The sequence below is a fragment of the Acetobacter ascendens genome (assembly GCF_001766235.1).
Classification (GTDB): domain Bacteria; phylum Pseudomonadota; class Alphaproteobacteria; order Acetobacterales; family Acetobacteraceae; genus Acetobacter; species Acetobacter ascendens.
On sequence record NZ_CP015164.1, the window covers coordinates 2,814,146 to 2,830,000 of the forward strand.

Genomic DNA, 15,855 nt, shown 5'->3' on the forward strand with positions numbered 1-15,855 from the left:
CATTGGGGTGGCGCTTTTTTTATGTCTGAAACCAATCAAACCATCTGATTTTACAGGAATGGCACAAAATTCTCTCTACTGCTTGACAGAGGCAAGGTAATCCGTTTAGGAACACCTCCATCGCGCAGGCATTAAGTTTTGCACGGTTAAAGGTGTGAGCCGGTAGCTCAGTTGGTAGAGCATTCGACTTTTAATCGAATGGTCGAGGGTTCGAGTCCCTCCCGGCTCACCATTTTAAAATCTTCCAAAATATAAAGATAGTTTTAGCTCATATATTCCTTGGGCTATGCCGCTTTTTCCCATGGTGGAATCGGGCCATAGCATTGAGCAAGATAATCAATCATGGCACGGACTTTTAAGGGAATACTCGTGCCGGGAGCATAAACGGCGTGTAAGTCTGGCCCCGGTGTGGTGGAGTAATCCAGTGATAAAGCAATAAGTTGGCCTTGTTGCAGTTCTTGGCTCACAACAAAAAGCGGTAAATAAGCAATGCCAGCACCGGCTACGGCAGCTTCCCGCAAGGCATCTCCATTATTGGCGGAGAGCAGACCGGAAACAGAAACGGTTTTTTCTCCACTTTCTCCAAAATGCCAGCGCGATGCGCTGTTGTTCCCGCTAAGGGTGTATCCAAGGCAATTATGATGCTGCAATTCATCCACATGCGTGGGTGTGCCTGTCTTTACCAGATAGGTAGGGGAGGCACAGATAACCATACGCACAGCAGCCAATTTACGTGCACGCAATGTGCTGGCTGTTAGATTGCGGATGCGCAGCGTAAGATCCCAGCCTTCCTCAACCAGATCTACGGGTCTGTCATTCAGGCCAAGTTCCACCTGAACTTGCGGATACTTTCTGCTAAATTCTGGCAAATAAGGTGCAACATACCGTATGGCGAAGGAAACAGGAGCATTCAGGCGTAGTTGCCCACGCGGCTCGCGGTATTGTTCGCTTACGGTTTGTTCCATGTTTTCCACATCAGCCAGAATTCGCTGACAGCTTTCCAAAAATAGGCGTCCTGCTTCGGTTAAGGAAAGATGCCGCGTACTGCGATGAAAAAGAGAAACTCCTAATCGTGTTTCCAGCGCCGTAACATGTTTAGTCACCATTGTTGGGGAAAGCGCCATAACACGCGCGGCCCCAGTAAAGCTGCCCGCAGCTACAACTTTGACAAAAATCTGCATACTGGTGATGCGATCCAGCATTTATAGTGCCACAGCATGATGGAAACGGTTGGTTTTTTCTAGCATAGGCTGTGGCTCCTTTGTCATGCAGGCCGTATGCTGCCAAAAGCGGCATTGCAGCATGTTTGAGGTTGGAGGAGATGTGGCAACAGGTAAATCTGTAATGGGCAAATATATGTGCGGAATGCTTTCTGCCTATTTATTGTTGCCCATGTTGCCGGCTGAGGCGGGTGAAGATGGCCTGCATGCTCTTCCCGTTCCTGCAGTGCAGGAAGAATCGCTGGATGGTCAACAAGGAGCATCTCTTTTTCTGCCTATCGGGGCGGAGGTTGCTCTTGCAGCTTTTTGGTCTGGATCTGATCTACTGATAGTTGCAGATCGTCCCGTAGCATCTTTGGCTCACAATTTTACAGGCCAGGGCATCTTTGCGGATACGGATGTTACGGTTCTGGAAAACGCAACTATTCTGCGTGTTCATGTGCCATCTCATCCGCATATTGCTCTGCGCAAAAAGCTGGATGGCTGGTTGTTGGTGCAACTTCCAAAAGACGATTCAGGTAGCGTAAGGTCTGCACCGCCTGCGGTTATGATGCCAGAAGGCATTCTGTTTTCGCAAAAACAGTCTGGGCATATTATTTCATTTCCAGATCCAACGACCGGCGCACGTTTGCTGATTGCGCCATCTGTCATGGAAACTGGATATCGCTCTTCCTATCGTGCCATAGGGTACGGCGTTCGTGAATCTGCCCAAGGTGTTGTAGTGGCAGCAGATTCATCACAGATCAAATTGGATCCTGTTGCAGATAAAGGCGTGTTTCTTTCTGCATTGGGGCTGGATGCTTTGCCAGTAGGGCAGGGAACGCCAGAAACGACACCCATAGAAGGTGGGTTGGACTGGTTCTGGCTCGGGCTACGTTCTGCATCAGTTGCTGTTTTACAAAAGGACTGGCTTGCCGCAAAGATTGACGCCGCAAAAGCACTGCCTTCTTTGCGGTGGCCTGCGCAGGTTGCTGCTGCACGCGCTGCTTTTGCCGACGGGCACCCAGAAGATGCATGGCATCTTGTCAAGAATATGCCCCAGCGTTCTGAACCGGGCGGCCCACCAACAGGAGTGCTTTTTCTGCGGGCTTGCGCAGCGTTGTTAAGCCACGATGTAAATGCTGCGGCACTCGTTTTGGCACAAATGGATGGGGCTGCTCCAGAACTGGAGATATGGCATGCGCTGTATTTGATGTTGAGTGGCGCAAACAGCAGGGATGCCTCTGTTCTGCTTGCACGCCATTACGAACAGATACTGCACTATCCACAACCGTTGCGTGATCTGCTTCTTCCGCAGGTTATAAATTATATTGCGCGTTATGGTACAGATGAAGCCGCTCTAATTCTCGAACCTCTGCCTACTGATGGTGTTTATGATCTTGCGCGTGCGCACATGCAGGACCGTGAAGGAAATGCAGAAACAGCACGCGTTACACTGGAGAATCTGACCGCTGCGGCAGACCCGGAAAAAGCTGCTTATGCACGTGCAGATCTGGTGAGCTTTTTGTTGCGGCATGATCAGATTGATGCGGGTATGGCTGCGGAGAGCTTTCAAAACCTTCTTGAAGGAAAAGAAGGCGTTGGGAAAGTTGTGTCTTCTGCGCGCGCATATACCAATTTCTTATTGTCTTCAGCGCTTGTGCAATGCGGTCGGGCGAGGCAGGCTTTAACTGTGCTGGATGGACTTTCTGCCTCAGCACAAATACCACAAGACAGGTTGGAGGCTTTGCGACGCCAGGCCCTGTATGTGCTTGCGTTCAATACTCTGCCATCCGGCAAAGCTGTGAGCGGAGAGGATGGGGCATTATCGGCAGAGCAACGGGTGCATATTTTGCAGATCCAACTGCCTTTACTGGAAGATAATATATCCAAGGCAAAACTGTTGAGAGGCTACGGAACGCTTCTATTACAGATAGGACAAGCCAATGCTGCCGTTATGGCGTTCAAACAAGCGGTGGTGCTGACGGCTGATCCGGTAGCGCGAGCAGAAATACAGGAGCAAATTGTTCAGGCAGCTTTTAAGGCAGGCAATGTGAATGCAGCCATGGAAGCATTGGAGCAAAGCACTGTGCCCGGTTTGCCAGAGGATATGGCTGCGCGCCGCCATTATGATGAAGCACATCTTGCACTTACCAAAGGGGATAGAGCCGGCGCATTGGCCCTGCTGGCGGATGATGAATCCGACACAGGTTTAGAATTGCGCGGGCAATTGTATGAGCAAGGCAAGCAATGGGCAGATGCTGTGCGCGTTGTGGGCCGTTTGGCCAGCCGAGCTTTGCCAGAAACTGGAGCTTTAACACAGCAGCAGCAAGATCTTGCTATGCAGCTTGCTGCCGATTCTGCCGCAGCACATGATGCAGATACTTTGCTGCGCCTTAAGGCTTGGTTGGCGGGGCGAACGCTGGGAAAAGAGCAGGATCGCCAGTTTGACATGCTTGTGAAACAAACTGTGCATTCTTCTGCAGAGCGTTGATTATTCTGTATTTTGGGGTGGCGTGTTTCTGAAAAATTTATGAAACACGTAAATAATGCTTGCAACGTAAGCGCAGGGGTCCTACCAAGCGCGCTCTTGGCCCAAGGGGGCAATTTTTGCCCAACAGGCTGTCTACTGGTTTGGGGGTACGTCAATGAACGCACTTGCTCAACTGGGGATGGTCTCGGAACACCCGAGCAATAACCAGGCATTTTCTGTTCCGGTCTCGTCTGCTGACGAAGAGCGTAAAGATTACTTCGTCGAAAAGAATGGCGAGAAGTTTGCAGGTACTCACCTGCTTGTCGATATGTGGGGCGCCACAAATCTGGATGATCCAGAAAAAATCGACGCAACACTGTGCGAAGCAGCGAGAGCTGCCGGGGCCACAATCCTGCACAGTCATTTCCATCATTTTTCACCCAATGGAGGTGTTTCTGGCGTGGTGGTGCTGGCTGAAAGCCATATTTCCATTCACACATGGCCAGAACGCGACTTTGCTGCGGTGGACATCTTTATGTGTGGTGCGTGTGATCCGCACCTGTCCATCCCTGTTATGCAGCGTCTTTTTCAGGCTAAGCGGCTTGAAGTGGATGAAGAACGCCGTGGCCGCGTAGTTGCCTAAAGGCTGTTTTTCTTAAAGTTGTAAAACTCTGTTTGACGGTCGTGCTGATACAGTTCTGAAAAAGGGCGGTGTCAGCACGGCCCATCTGCGTATGTGGAAGATAAAGCTGGTATGGCAGAAACATGGATTGAAGAAACCCTGTACGATAACTGGGGGCAGCGGTTCCGTGTGGTAAAGGAACTGGCGCGCACGCGTAGCCCGTTTCAGGATATTGTTGTTTTTGAAAGTGACTCCCACGGTCGTGTGCTCATGCTGGATGGCGTGGTGCAGATTACCGAGAAGGATGAATTTGTTTATCAGGAAATGCTCACGCATGTTCCGCTGTTTACACATGCCAACCCGAAAAATGTGCTGATTATTGGCGCAGGGGATGGCGGTGTTCTGCGCCGCGTTCTGGAACATCCCGGCATCGAAAAAGCCGTGATGGTGGAAATTGATGGTGCTGTAATAGAACTTTCAAAACAGCATCTTCCTTCTATCGCCGGTGATGCATGGAACAACTCACGCGCGGAAGTGATTGTGGGGGATGGGATAGATTACGTTGCGCGCGCGGCGGATGCCTCGTTTGACGTGATTATTGTTGATAGCACAGACCCGATAGGGGTGGGCGAAGTGCTGTTTACAGATTCCTTTTACGAACACTGCGCACGTATCCTGACCGCTGAAGGGCTGATTGTGAACCAGTGTGGCGTGCCCTTTATGCAGGCGGATGAACTGCATGAAACCAGCGTGCGACGTGCCAAATTCTTTCCGCATGTGTCTGCCTATGTGGCCGCTGTGCCAACCTATGTAGGTGGGTTCATGACACTAGGGATCGCCAGTAAGGGCAGCAACCTGCAAGCGCAGGATGTGGAACAGGTGCGAGCCCGTGCGCAGGAAGCTGGTATTTTGGGGAAAACCCAGTACTGGACGCCTGAAATTCACGTAGGGTCTTTTAATCTGCCACCGTATATTGCCAAGCATCTGCCCAAGGTTGCTGGCTAATTGTCGCGCCAGGAACCGTGATTGACTTGAAAGCGAAATGATGTCACGGTTCCTGAACGCAGAGGGAGAGACTGGCCTAGCCAGCGCCGAAGGAGCAACCGCCCCGGAAACTCTCAGGCAGAAGGCCCCTGCGTTTTAAAACTTCTGGAGAGAGGTGCAATCGCACCCGCCGACGGGATAGCGATCTCAGGCAAAAGCACAGAAGGGGCAGCGGATTGTGTAATCCGGAGCCTCGTGTTGTGCTGATGTGTCTGTCAGATTGCAGTGGGTTCCGGCCTTTTTGGCAAGGCGGCGTGCATGGGCACCGATACTCTCCTTCATACTCCCCTCTATTCATTGCATGAAGAATCCGGCGGCAAGATGGTGCCGTTTGCGGGTTATGCCATGCCTTTGCAGTATGCAGATGGCATTATGGCCGAGCACCGGCATGTGCGTGAGCATGTTGGGCTGTTTGATGTCTCCCATATGGGGCAAGTGCTGCTGCGCCCGCGTTCGGGCGATGTAGATGATGCTGCTTTGGCGCTGGAAAAACTGGTGCCAGCAGATATCGCTGCCCTTAAGCATGGTCGCCAGCGTTATACCCAGTTCACCAATGCCAAAGGTGGTATTCTGGATGATCTGATGGTGGCGCGTCTGGAAGATGGCCTTCTGCTGGTGGTGAATGCCGCATGTAAGGAAGCAGATCTGGAACTTCTGCAATCTGAACTGGTGGCAGAATGTGTTGTAGAACTGCAAGAAGATCGGGCGCTGCTCGCCTTGCAGGGGCCAGAAGCCGAACAGACTTTGGCTGTGTTTGCCGATGATGTGCGCAAGATGGTGTTCATGGATGTGCGCACTCTGGATGTGGATGGCGCCCGCTGTGTGATTTCCCGTTCTGGCTATACTGGTGAAGATGGGTTTGAAATTTCTGTTTCCGCCAAGGATGCAGATCGGGTTGCCCGTAAACTGCTGGAACAGCCCAACGTAAAACTGATTGGCTTGGGTGCGCGAGACAGCCTGCGGCTTGAAGCCGGCATGTGCCTGTATGGTTCCGATATTGATACCACCACCACGCCGGTTGAAGCTGCACTTGAATGGTCTATCCAGAAATCTCGCCGCAACGGTGGCGCACGTGCTGGTGGTTTCCCCGGTGCGGATATCATTCTTGGCCAGCTTGAAAATGGTGTAAGCCGCCGCCGCGTTGGCTTGCGGCCGGAGGGGCGTGCACCTGTGCGGCATGATGCGCCTTTATATGCAGATGCAGAATTTGCCACGCATATCGGCAAGGTTACCTCTGGCGCATTTGGCCCCACAGTGGGTGGGCCGGTAGCGATGGGTTACGTGGCGACCAATGACAGCCAGATAGGACACACCGTTTTTGCAGAATTACGTGGGCGTTCCGTGCCTTCCGTAATAAGTGCACTGCCTTTTGTGCCAGCGCATTTCAAACGCTAGGCCGTTGAGACACTGATTTAGCTTGACTGGAGAAATTGAGAAAATGACCCTGTATTTTACAAAAGAACATGAATGGCTGCGCGTTGATGGTGAAACGGCAACCGTTGGCATCACGCGCCATGCAGCCGATGAACTGGGTGAACTGGTGTTTATTGAAGCCCGCCCATCTGGCACGGAAGTGAAAGCCGGGGAGTCCATCGCAGTTGTGGAATCTGTTAAGGCAGCTTCTGATATTTATGCGCCAGTTGATGGTGAAGTTTTGGAAAACAATGCTGCGCTGGCAGATGATCCGGCACGGGTAAGTTCTGACCCGGAAGGAGAAGGTTGGATTGTTAAATTCCGCGTTGCCAATCCAGATCAGCTTTCCGGTCTGATGGATGCCGCAGCATATGCAGCTTTTGTAGGCTGATTTCTGCCTGATTGGAAAAAATGGCCCGTTCCAGACGGGCCTTGTTCAGGAAAAATTTCTACATGTTCTCCCTTGCTCCCGGTTCGGATGCACGTTCCCAACACAGTCTTGAAGCTCTACCTGCTTTTGCTGCTCTAAAAGCTGAGGGCGAGGCGTTTGCTAGGCGTCACATTGGCCCAACTGCAGCAGATCAGGCTGAAATGCTGCGGGTTGTTGGTGCTGCCTCTTTGGATGATCTGATAGACCAGACACTTCCTGCTTCCATTCGCGCCCAGAAGCCCCTGGGGCTTGGCGTTGGGTGGACGGAAACGCAGGTGCTTGCGCGTCTGCGTGAATTGGCCGGACAAAATCAGGTTATGACATCCCTGATCGGGCAAGGGTATTATGGTACGGTGCTGCCGGCTGTTATCCAGCGGAATATTCTCGAAAACCCGGCATGGTACACAGCTTACACGCCGTATCAGCCAGAAATCAGTCAGGGCCGTCTGGAAGCTCTGCTGAACTTCCAAACCATGATTACAGAGCTAACAGGGTTGGATATCGCCAACTCTTCTCTGTTGGACGAAGCCACGGCAGCGGCAGAGGCCATGGCATTGGCCCGCCGGGTGGCTACCTCCAAATCCACCGTCTTTTTTGTGGATGCAGAATGTCTCCCGCAGACCATTGCTGTATTAAAAACCCGTGCTGAGCCTATGGGCATTACGCTCCAGATTGGGCAACCCGAAACAGATTTGGACGCCCAAAACGTATTTGGGGCCATTTTCCAGTATCCCGGCACGTCCGGCCAGATTACCAACCCGCAAAAGCAGATAGAAATCCTGCACGCTGCGGGGGGTATTGCTGTTATGGCAGCAGATCCGCTGGCTTTAACGTTGCTGACCTCGCCCGGTGAGTTGGGGGCGGATATTGCCATTGGTTCCACCCAGCGCTTTGGTATTCCCATGGGGTATGGCGGGCCGCATGCAGCTTATATGGCTGTGCGGGATGCTTATAAACGCAGCATGCCGGGACGCTTGGTTGGCGTTTCAGTCGATAGTGCTGGACGCCCGGCGTATCGTCTTGCCCTGCAAACCCGTGAGCAACATATCCGGCGTGAAAAGGCGACATCCAATATCTGCACCGCGCAGGTGTTGCTGGCTGTTATTGCAGGCATGTACGCCGTCTATCATGGTCCAGAAGGTCTGAAGGCAATTGCACAGCGTATTCACGGTCTTGCCGCTACATTGGCGGCAGGTTTGCGTGCACTTGGTGCAACTGTTGAAACAACCGCATTTTTTGACACGCTGACAGTGAATGTAGGCGAGGGCGCGGCAGATCTGCTGGAACGTGCGCGTTCTGCAGGCATGAACCTGCGGGATGCAGGTAATGGCCATATTGGCATCAGTCTGGATGAAACCAGCACGCCAGAAACCGTTTACGCTGTATGGTCTGTTTTTTGTGCAGAACACGGGCGTGTAGCAAAAATGGCGCAGGCTCTTGCCGCAGTGTCTATGGCGTTGCCGGAGGGCTTACGTCGACAGTCTGGCTTTATGGCGCAGCCTGTGTTCCGTTCCTGTAGTTCAGAAACGGATATGCTGCGTTATCTGCGGCGCTTGTCAGATAAGGATCTGGCGCTGGATCGGACAATGATACCGTTGGGTTCTTGCACCATGAAGCTGAACGCCACGGTAGAAATGTTGCCTATTACATGGTCTGGCTTTTGTGACATTCATCCGTTTGCGCCGGCAGATCAGGCAAAAGGTTATCAGATTCTTTTGCGGGATCTAGAAAAGTGGCTGTGTGCCATCAGCGGTTATGATGCGGTTTCCTTCCAGCCCAATTCTGGTGCGCAGGGGGAATACGCAGGCTTACTTGTTATTCGTGCTTATCATCAAGCACGGGGGGAAGGGCATCGGACAGTTTGTCTGATTCCAGCTTCTGCACATGGCACCAACCCGGCTTCTGCCCAAATGGCAGGCATGAAGGTTGTGGTCGTAAAGTGCGATGCAGGCGGCAATATTGATCTGGAAGACATGCGTGAGAAAATACAGGCTCACGCGAATGATCTTGCCGCAGTGATGATTACCTATCCTTCCACTCACGGTGTGTTTGAAGAAAACATGCGTGAAATCTGTGATCTGGTGCATGCAACTGGTGGGCAGGTGTATGTGGATGGTGCCAACATGAATGCTCAGGTGGGGCTGGCACGTCCGGCTGATTATGGTGGTGATGTCAGCCACTTTAATCTGCATAAAACTTTCTGCATTCCACATGGCGGTGGTGGCCCGGGTATGGGGCCAATTGGTGTGCGGGCGCATCTTGCACCTTATCTGCCCGGAAATCCGGCAGATGTAGATGTTTCTATGGCTGTAAGTGCGGCTCCTTTTGGGTCTGCTTCTATCCTGCCGATCTCATGGGCCTATATTCGTCTGATGGGGGATGAAGGGCTTAAGCGGGCTACGCAGGTGGCTATTCTCAACGCCAATTATATCGTGAGCCGCCTGAAAGATGCTTACCCCGTGCTTTATCAAGGTGCACACGGGCGTGTTGCGCATGAATGTATTCTGGATTTGCGTCCGATCAAGAATACAACGGGTGTAACCGTGGATGATATGTCCAAGCGTTTGGTTGATTATGGCTTTCATGCGCCAACCGTCAGCTTTCCGGTGGCTGGCACCTTCATGATTGAACCAACTGAATCCGAAGGTAAAGCGGAGCTAGATCGTTTTTGCGATGCCATGCTGGCTATACGTGAAGAAGTGCGTGCCGTTGAAAGTGGTCAGGTAACAGCAGAAGATGCTGTGCTGCGCCATGCGCCCCATACAGGACTTGCGCTGACAGCAACTGAATGGATGCATCCTTATACAAGGCAGGAAGCATGCTTTCCCGGTAATGTGCAGCCTTCTACTAAATATTGGCCGCCTGTAGGCCGAATTGACAATGTATATGGTGACAGAAACCTAGTTTGTTCTTGCCCAGATATTTCAGAATGGATGGAGTAAGTTCATCATTTCTGATGGCCACTCAAGAAAGGGGGGCAGCCGGAATGGGTTGCTCTCCTTTTTTATGTTCCGCATAGGAATTTTTTGTCATGGCAAAGGCAATAAAAAAACGCCCGACAAAGCCGGGCGTTGAAAAGAAGATGCTGTAAAGAAACTAAAGATAGGTTTCAGTTGTTATCGTCAAAGGCGATATTGGGATCTTCCTGACCAGCAGAGATCTGGCGAGGCGTTGCCGGAGCCTGTGCCAGCTGTGTGGCGGTGCTTTTCTTGGCCCATGCAGTCATAACTTCCTGTTGCATGTTCCGTTCTGCACCAGGATGACGCGCATAAATAAAGCCGTAAGTTGGGTAGATGGACCCGAAACCACCAGAATGATTGTTAAGGGCTACACGAACAGCAGACCAATCATTGTTAGGAGAAACATCAATAACAGCTACGTTGTGGCTGATGCCAGCCTGCGCCCAGTGTGACTGATCAATCATGATCGTGCGGTTATCTACAACATTACGCACAACAGCAACATGGCCCAAAGGCATACGGCGTGTTGCACGGAAGTTGAGAACACTGCCGGGTTCTGGCGCATGGCCACGGTCATAAACACCAGCTGCATTATGCCACCAGTCACGCGCATTGCCATGCAGCATCACTTCAGAGGCAGATTTGGCATAAGCAACGCACTGAATAACATGGCCCCCATAATACCCGGAACGATAACGCCCCGCTGCAGGGTGCCAGCGCCCACCTGCATATCGGCCTGCGGCGTGGCCAGATGCAGAAAATACAATTTTATGCACACCGGCGTGGTGGGCGGCTGCATGATAGGTGCGGGCAGATGCAGAAGTAGTAAAGGCAGAAACGGACAGAAAAGACAAAACGGCCAGCTTCAGTTTGAAAATTCCGGACCGTCCGTGCCGCATTGTGCTTACCTTTCCTGATCGCATTTGCCGTGATTTGGGGTACTGCAATGTTCGGGTTCAGGTATTAAACATCCGTGCAGATCAGGCAAGCGTTCATTGCGCACCAAAATCGTTAAAGTTACTCTTTGCTTCATTAATAGGTATCAAAAAGAAAAATTAGGATTTTAATCCTATCTCATATCACAAATTCGCCTGATTCCGTTTCATTCAGGCTTTTGTTGAAGAGAATGGGGAACATGCGCGAGTTGGTGATGATTCGGGGTGTTGTTGCATGAATGCCACGCTTCCTTGCATCACCAACTCGCAAATATGGGGTCTTATTTTGTGGTGGTAACCATAATTTCCACAAGGATGCGTGGGTCAGCCATCACGGCCTGAACGCAAGCGCGGGCAGGGGCCATGTTTTCTGGCAGCCAAGCGCTCCAGATTTTATTCAGCTTGTCACGGTCATTAATGTCTTTCAGCCAGATCTGGGCCTGCAGAATGCGCGTATTATCTGTGCCGTGCTGTTCCAGCAGGGTGTCAATCTGTTCCAGTACATCACGTGTCTGGCCTTCAACATCCTGATCCAGATTGCGGGCGACAACACCCTGCGTGAAAATAAAGCCGTGGTATTCAACCGCCGCAGAAAGAATGGGGTTGGGGTTGGTGCGTAGAATTTTGCTCATGATGATACCTTGTTGAAAAACAGACAAAACGACCGTTTAGTGAAAGCTTACGGTCTGTTTTGAATTGTCGGAGGGTGTGTCCGTCTGGTCAACCGTCCGAAAAAGTCATCTGACGATATATTTCCAGCCGTTCTGGCGTATCAAAATCAACAAGCTCGTCAGAATTCGCTGGAATAAGGCGTATATCAGCGCCCAGATTGCGCAAAATAGCCCGCCCGCCCTGATCGCCTTTAATCTGAAGCAACTTGCTGAATTGTGATGCATTCCAAGCAACAGGATTACCAGCCTTGCCGTTTCGTAAAGGTGCGGTAGCTGCTGTAGTATGGTTATGCTGGGTTTCCATGAGTGTATTCAGCAGCGGTGTGGAAACTAGCGGCATATCCCCCAGGCACATAAGCAAGCTTTGTGCCTTTCCTGCTTGAGCTGCCCGAACACCTGCGTGCAGAGAAACGGAAAGGCCCACATGCGCATTCAAAACAGTTTGGAGCTGTAGTCTTTCTGTCTTTAGGGCATGAGGAAAATATGCGCGGATAACTGTTTCAAGCTTTGGCTGCTCTGGCGGCAAAAGTGCCAGAACAGTTTCAGCTTTGCTGTTCAGAATATTCATGAGCGTCTGAACAAGCATAGGCTGTCCGGTAGCGTCCGGGGCCAACAGTTTGTTGGCTGGGGCTGTACGGGAAGAACAGCCCGCACATAGTACGCAGGCCCATGTTCCCTGTAGAATAGAAGGTTTTACCACCCCCGTATATCTGCCAAGGGAGCGTGGCGGCGGGTGGCAACAATTTCTGCCATAATGGAAAGGGCAATTTCCTCTGCCCCCACTGCGCCAATGGCTAAGCCAACCGGGCCGCGTATGCGTTTGAGGTCTTGCTCGGTAAAGCCAAGAGTTTGCAAGCGTTGCAACCGGCTTGCCTGTGTTTTGCGAGACCCCAAAGCACCAATATAAAAAGCGGGGCTTTTTAGGGCTGCTTCAAGTGTCGGATCATCTAGCTTGGCGTCATGCGTCAGGGTTACGATGGCGGTCATGCTATCAACCCCTAAGGTTTCTAAGGCTTCATCGGGCCATTTTGTAACAAGGGTGGATCCACTTTCCAATCCGGGAAAACGGTCTGGTGTTGCCAGTGCTTCCCGCGGGTCTATGACGATAGGGGAAAAGCCGGTTATCTGCGCCATGCGTGCGAGATACTGTGCAATATGCACTGCCCCTACAATAAGAAGACGTGGAGGCGGAATAATGGGTTGCACAAACCATTTTTGCCCATCTGCTTCTTCCACCGTTGTGCAGCGCCCATCGTGTAGCTGGAGGAAAGCAGCTTTCTGCACGGATGGAGGAAGCCCTTCAGGTATATTTTGTTGGTCTGCTTGTGCAAGCACATGCTGGCTACCATCCAAGCTACGCACCAGCACTGCGGCTTTTCGGGCGGCCTGAAGCTCACATATCTGTTCTAGCAGATGTAGGGGCCATGTTCCATGTGGGCAGGCAGGGCTTTGAATGGCTTCTACCATTACATCCAGCTTGCCCCCGCAGGCCAACCCAACTTCCCATGCTTTTGCGCTGCTAACGCCATAGGAAAGAACGGTTGGTGCGTGCCCTTCTATAATCTCTTGGGCGTGCAGCATAACATCAGTTTCCACGCAGCCGCCGCTCACGGAACCTTCCATAAGGCCCATTTTGCTCATGACCATATTGCTGCCTGGGGGACGGGGGGAACTGCCCCACGTGCCTGTTACGGTTGCAATAGCAACAGCTTGCCCCTGACGTGCCCAGAGCAGGGCGTGATCCAGAGGAGTAACAAGTTGGGAAAAGGGGGCTGGAACTGTCATGCCTCAATCCTATATCACTCAGCACGCAGACTGCACATCAGCAGCGCAGCAGCACTGGTGGTTAAATGTCGCATAATACGGCATGCTGGCAGGCCGATAGAGTGATTTGAAAAGGATGTATTCCATGACGGAAGCAAGAGATGGCCTGGTAGTTTATGTTGTTGCAGATGGCGGCAAGGTGCGTTTTCTGCATGATGCAGAAGGTGAAATGCGCGACGTGCAGGATTTTGATACACGTGGCCATGAAGGTACACCGGGCAAAATGCCTTCCGGCTCTACCCCGGCAGATGATGCAAAAGATGCTTTTGCCCGCGTTGTGGCAGACCGCATGAACAGCATGATTGCTCATGGCGGTAAGGTTGATGGTTTTGTGGTGGCTGCTCCGGCACCAATCATTCATGAAATCAAAACACATCTGAGCAAGCCGGCAACGGCAAAGATTATCAAAACCTTTACCAAGGATCTAACCAACGTGCCTGCGCATGAACTGCGTCAGCACTTTGATATTCCAGAAACTGGCTGGGTGCTGCCTCAATAAGCAGAACACTTTTGCTGTAGAAAAAGCTGCCAGACACTGGTTCTGGCAGCTTTTTTTTGTGTAAAACCCATAAAAGCATTTTTTAGATAATGATAGAGAACAGAGGGATAAGGCATGCAGGTCAATTACCCGGATATGCAGTTGCGTATCGTGCCAGTTACGCCATTTCGGCAGAATTGCTCTGTTCTGTGGAATGAAAAAACACATAAAGCTGTTATTATAGATGCTGGTGGGGACGCGAATGTCCTGCTGGATTTCTTAAAAAAAAATATACTGGAAGTAGAAGCCATTCTACTCACGCATGGTCATCTAGATCATGCCGGAGGGGTGGCGGCTTTGTGTCGTGGGCTGGAAAATACGCAGGAAACCCGGCCAGATGTCATCGGGCCGAATATTCATGATCAGTTTTTATTTCAATCTATTGTAGAGCAAGCTCGGCATTTTGGGCTTTCAGATTTAGAAAATGCAGATGTTGACCGTTTCACCCAAGACGGTGAAAGTCTGAACTATCTAGAATGTACATTTCGTGTTGTGCATGTTCCGGGGCATACGCCTGGGCATGTTGTATTTGTGGATGAAAAGGCGCGTTTTGCTTTTGGGGGAGATGTTCTTTTTAGAGGAACAATAGGTAGAACCGATTTTGCATACGGTAATAGCCAACAGCTTATTCAAGGCATAAAGGAAAAACTACTTCCTTTAGGGGATGACATTGTTATCGTGCCTGGGCATGGCGGGCTGACGACATTAGGGGCAGAACGTGCCAGTAATCCATTTCTGCAAAGATGATGGGACCAAGGAGAACAGATAAGGTGCTGACAAAAAAACTGTTGGGGCTGATGGCAGCCTGCATGATCGGCGGTGCCGCGGGTTCTCTATTACCTGCTTATGCAGAAGAAACGGGAGAGCCAACACAAGCTCAGCCTGAATTACAGCGGGAAGAATTAGCTATAGTTTCCCCAAGTGGACGGCACGTTTTTTCAGTTGAGTTGGCAAAAACCCCGCGCGAACAGCAAGTGGGGGAAATGTTTCGCCAGCATCTTCCAGAAAATTCCGGCATGCTTTTCGTGTGGAAAACACCACAGCAGAGTGACATGTGGATGGAAAATACACTGATCCCGCTGGATATTGTTTTTATAGATGCGGATCATCGTATTCAGGCCATTACAGAAAATGCAGTGCCACGCAGCTTGGCACGGATCAGCAGTCATGGTCCGGTCGCTGCTACGCTTGAGCTGGCAGGCGGCGTAACAGCCAAGTTTGGTATTACTGTAGGTGATAAGGTGGAAGCGCCATCTTTGGGTAAAAAGCTTTAATCAACAGCCGCATTTTGCGGCTAAGATTCTTGCAGTCATCATGGGTAGGGCCAAAGGGTTGCCCTGCGGTGTAGGGCAATAAATTTTGACACTTTTGGTAACTGGAGCCGCCGGTTTTGTAGGCTTCCATGTCACGCAGGCTCTTTTGGCACGTGGCGAGCAGGTGATCGGGATTGATAATCTGAATGGTTATTATAATCCCCAACTCAAGCAGGCACGTCTTGCTCTGCTTGAGGCACAGCCGCAATTTTCTTTTTATCGCTGCGATCTGGGTCAGCCAGAAAATCTGCAAAAGCTACAGAAGAAAGCCCTCAATATAGAGGGTATCTTTCATTTTGCAGCGCAGGCTGGCGTGCGTTACTCGCTTAAAGCCCCTTACGTCTTTGCGGATTCCAATGTGCGTGGCCATGTGGCGATGTTGGAATTTGCGCGTGAACTGCCGAATTTAAAGCACTTTGTGTATGCGTCTTCT

Annotated in this window: 15 protein-coding genes, 1 tRNA gene and 1 riboswitch (1 of these 17 running past the window's edge); of the genes, 11 read left to right on the plus strand and 5 right to left on the minus strand. The window is 51.2% G+C overall.

What is annotated here, in order from left to right; all coding sequences use genetic code 11:
* The first annotated feature begins 156 nt into the window (after positions 1–156).
* A tRNA-Lys gene (locus A4S02_RS13700) sits at positions 157–232 on the plus strand.
* Positions 233–284: 52 nt separating this feature from the next.
* Here A4S02_RS13700 and A4S02_RS13705 read toward each other — a convergent pair.
* Entirely contained in the window at positions 285–1,202 is a 918-nt protein-coding gene (locus A4S02_RS13705) for a LysR family transcriptional regulator (protein ID WP_070324096.1), read from the minus strand.
* A 64-nt stretch (positions 1,203–1,266) separates the two neighbouring features.
* Here A4S02_RS13705 and A4S02_RS13710 point away from each other — a divergent pair, with 64 nt between their 5' ends.
* The 6 genes from A4S02_RS13710 to gcvP all read left to right on the plus strand — a co-directional run bounded on the left by A4S02_RS13710 (position 1,267) and on the right by gcvP (position 10,123).
* On the plus strand, positions 1,267–3,693 hold the full coding sequence (locus A4S02_RS13710) for a tetratricopeptide repeat protein (RefSeq protein ID WP_082246879.1): 2,427 nt from the start codon (positions 1,267–1,269) through the stop codon (positions 3,691–3,693).
* Positions 3,694–3,847: 154 nt separating this feature from the next.
* A complete protein-coding gene (gene speD / locus A4S02_RS13715; protein WP_014457515.1) occupies positions 3,848–4,315 on the plus strand; it encodes an adenosylmethionine decarboxylase in 468 nt (155 codons plus the stop codon).
* A 111-nt stretch (positions 4,316–4,426) separates the two neighbouring features.
* Entirely contained in the window at positions 4,427–5,299 is an 873-nt protein-coding gene (speE, locus tag A4S02_RS13720; RefSeq protein ID WP_070324286.1) for a polyamine aminopropyltransferase, read from the plus strand.
* Positions 5,300–5,351: 52 nt separating this feature from the next.
* A riboswitch (glycine riboswitch) is annotated at positions 5,352–5,437 on the plus strand.
* A 159-nt stretch (positions 5,438–5,596) separates the two neighbouring features.
* A complete protein-coding gene (gene gcvT / locus A4S02_RS13725) occupies positions 5,597–6,733 on the plus strand; it encodes a glycine cleavage system aminomethyltransferase GcvT (RefSeq protein ID WP_070324098.1) in 1,137 nt (378 codons plus the stop codon).
* 43 nt (positions 6,734–6,776) lie between these two features.
* Positions 6,777–7,142 (plus strand): glycine cleavage system protein GcvH, encoded by a 366-nt coding sequence (gene gcvH, locus A4S02_RS13730; RefSeq protein ID WP_003624219.1) that lies wholly within the window; start codon positions 6,777–6,779, stop codon positions 7,140–7,142.
* Positions 7,143–7,162: 20 nt separating this feature from the next.
* Positions 7,163–10,123 carry an aminomethyl-transferring glycine dehydrogenase gene (gcvP, locus tag A4S02_RS13735; protein WP_208858892.1) on the plus strand — a complete coding sequence of 987 codons (2,961 nt, stop codon included), beginning with the start codon at positions 7,163–7,165 and terminating at the stop codon, positions 10,121–10,123.
* Positions 10,124–10,290: 167 nt separating this feature from the next.
* Here the strand turns inward: gcvP and A4S02_RS13740 are convergent, their stop codons facing one another.
* From A4S02_RS13740 to A4S02_RS13755, 4 genes are all read right to left on the minus strand, one after another.
* Positions 10,291–11,064, minus strand: a complete 774-nt coding sequence (locus A4S02_RS13740; RefSeq protein ID WP_070324100.1) for a CHAP domain-containing protein — start codon at positions 11,062–11,064, stop codon at positions 10,291–10,293.
* 293 nt (positions 11,065–11,357) lie between these two features.
* Positions 11,358–11,708, minus strand: a complete 351-nt coding sequence (locus A4S02_RS13745; RefSeq protein WP_070324101.1) for a RidA family protein — start codon at positions 11,706–11,708, stop codon at positions 11,358–11,360.
* 88 nt (positions 11,709–11,796) lie between these two features.
* On the minus strand, positions 11,797–12,447 hold the full coding sequence (locus A4S02_RS13750) for a nucleotidyltransferase family protein (protein WP_070324102.1): 651 nt from the start codon (positions 12,445–12,447) through the stop codon (positions 11,797–11,799).
* Positions 12,441–13,532 carry an XdhC family protein gene (locus A4S02_RS13755; RefSeq protein ID WP_070324103.1) on the minus strand — a complete coding sequence of 364 codons (1,092 nt, stop codon included), beginning with the start codon at positions 13,530–13,532 and terminating at the stop codon, positions 12,441–12,443. The genes A4S02_RS13750 and A4S02_RS13755 overlap by 7 nt, the downstream gene beginning before the upstream one ends.
* Positions 13,533–13,647: 115 nt before the next feature.
* Here A4S02_RS13755 and A4S02_RS13760 point away from each other — a divergent pair, with 115 nt between their 5' ends.
* The 4 genes from A4S02_RS13760 to A4S02_RS13775 all read left to right on the plus strand — a co-directional run.
* On the plus strand, positions 13,648–14,070 hold the full coding sequence (locus A4S02_RS13760) for a host attachment protein (protein WP_019088531.1): 423 nt from the start codon (positions 13,648–13,650) through the stop codon (positions 14,068–14,070).
* 114 nt (positions 14,071–14,184) lie between these two features.
* Positions 14,185–14,856 carry an MBL fold metallo-hydrolase gene (locus A4S02_RS13765; protein WP_070324104.1) on the plus strand — a complete coding sequence of 224 codons (672 nt, stop codon included), beginning with the start codon at positions 14,185–14,187 and terminating at the stop codon, positions 14,854–14,856.
* A complete protein-coding gene (locus tag A4S02_RS13770; protein WP_019088528.1) occupies positions 14,853–15,383 on the plus strand; it encodes a DUF192 domain-containing protein in 531 nt (176 codons plus the stop codon). The genes A4S02_RS13765 and A4S02_RS13770 overlap by 4 nt, the downstream gene beginning before the upstream one ends.
* A gap of 85 nt (positions 15,384–15,468) precedes the next feature.
* Positions 15,469–15,855 carry the start of an NAD-dependent epimerase/dehydratase family protein gene (locus A4S02_RS13775; protein ID WP_070324105.1) on the plus strand. It continues 588 nt past the right edge of the window, so only the first 387 of its 975 coding nucleotides appear in the window; its start codon is at positions 15,469–15,471; its stop codon lies beyond the right edge, outside the window.